Here is a 1,615-nt window from a genome sequence, read left to right on the forward strand (position 1 = left end):
GTCCCCGCTGGCCCGAGCCGCCCGCACCGTGCTGGCGGTTCTCGGGGACAGCCCGCAACCGGCCGCGGTGGGGGAGGCGGCATGACCGGGTCGTTGGTCGACCGGGTGCGGGAACGGCTCGCCGTCGAGGGGGCACCGCTTCGGCCCAGCGTCGTGGCAGCGGCGATCCGGGCCGAGTCCGGCGGTGTGCTCGGTGACACCGCGGTGCTGGACGGTCTGCGGCAACTGCAGACCGAACTCGTCGGGGCCGGGATCCTCGAGCCCCTGGTCCGCGGCCCGGGGACCACCGACGTTCTGGTCACGGCGCCGGATGCGGTGTGGGTGGACGACGGCCACGGTTTGCGACGGACCGGGGTGCGATTCGCTGACGAGGCGGCGGTGCGCCGGCTCGCGCAGCGCCTGGCACTCAGCGCGGGGCGCCGACTCGACGAAGCCCAGCCGTGGGTGGATGGTCATTTCACCTGTGCGGGAGGCTCCGAGGGGCCACTGGCGGTGCGCCTGCACGCCGTCCTGCCGCCGGTAGCCGTCGGCGGCACACATCTGTCGCTGCGCGTGCTGCGCCCGGCCACGCAGAACCTCGACGCGCTGGTCGGGTCGGGTGCCGTCGACGCCGAGACGCGCCGCTTGCTGGCCGATGTCCTCGAAGCGCGGCTGGCGTTCATCGTCTCGGGGGGCACGGGCGCCGGCAAGACGACGCTGCTGGCCGCACTGCTCGGCGCCGTCTCGGGTTCCGAGCGGATCGTGTGCGTCGAGGACGCCACCGAGTTGGCGCCCGAACACCCGCATGTCGCCAGGCTGGTCGCCCGAAACGCCAATGTGGAAGGGGCCGGGGCGGTGACGGTGCGCGATCTGGTCCGGCAGGCGCTGCGGATGAGGCCGGACCGGATCGTGATCGGTGAGGTGCGTGGCGCCGAGGTCGTCGATCTTCTCACCGCGTTGAACACCGGCCACGACGGAGGCGCGGGGACCGTGCACGCGAACAGTCCGGCCGAGGTTCCGGCCCGGTTCGAGGCACTGGCCGCGCTGGGCGGCCTCGACCGCGCAGCGCTGCACAGCCAACTTGCTGCGGCGATCCAGGTGGTCCTGCATGTGACCCGTGACCGTGCCGGCTGCCGCCGGCTGACCGAGGTGGGCGTGTTGCGCCGCGCCGAGGACGGTTGGGTGCAGGTGCAACCCTGCTGGCAGTCGGGTGTCGGCGCCGGACCGGGGTTGCCTCACTTCCAGTCCCTGGTCCGGGCGCGGAGGCAGGGTTGAGCGCCGCCGTTCTGGCGTTGGGGTTGGCGCTGCTGGTCGCTCCCGCCTCGGCGCGGCACCGGGCGCAGGCGTTGACGGCCGGTCGCGCGCAGCGGTTCAGACCCCCGCTGCTGCCGTGCGCGGTCTGTGCGGGCGCGGTGCTGTGGGTGGTGCTGCCGCTCAGCGTCGTCGTTGCGGTGGGGCTGCTGTCGGCGACGGTGTTGCTACGCCGGCGTGCGGCACGCCGGCGTCGCACGCGCGGTGAGCAGGCCGCGGCACTGCAGGAAGCGCTGGACATCCTCGTCGGTGAGCTGAGGGTCGGTTCGCACCCGGCTGCGGCGGTCAGGTCGGCCGCCGCCGAATCGGGTGGCCCCGTGGGCCG

General features: G+C 74.1%; 1 protein-coding gene and 1 pseudogene. Both read left to right on the forward strand.

The annotated features are described in order from the left end of the window. The first annotated feature begins 81 nt into the window (after positions 1–81). Positions 82–1,254 (forward strand): TadA family conjugal transfer-associated ATPase, encoded by a 1,173-nt coding sequence (locus tag ACXAID_RS28035; RefSeq protein WP_475025427.1) that lies wholly within the window; start codon positions 82–84, stop codon positions 1,252–1,254. Then, a pseudogene (locus ACXAID_RS28040) lies at positions 1,251–1,615 on the forward strand (type II secretion system F family protein); the annotation flags it as partial. The gene ACXAID_RS28035 and the pseudogene ACXAID_RS28040, both read left to right, overlap by 4 nt.

The sequence above is a fragment of the Mycobacterium sp. ABE4_509 genome, from assembly GCF_056160785.1.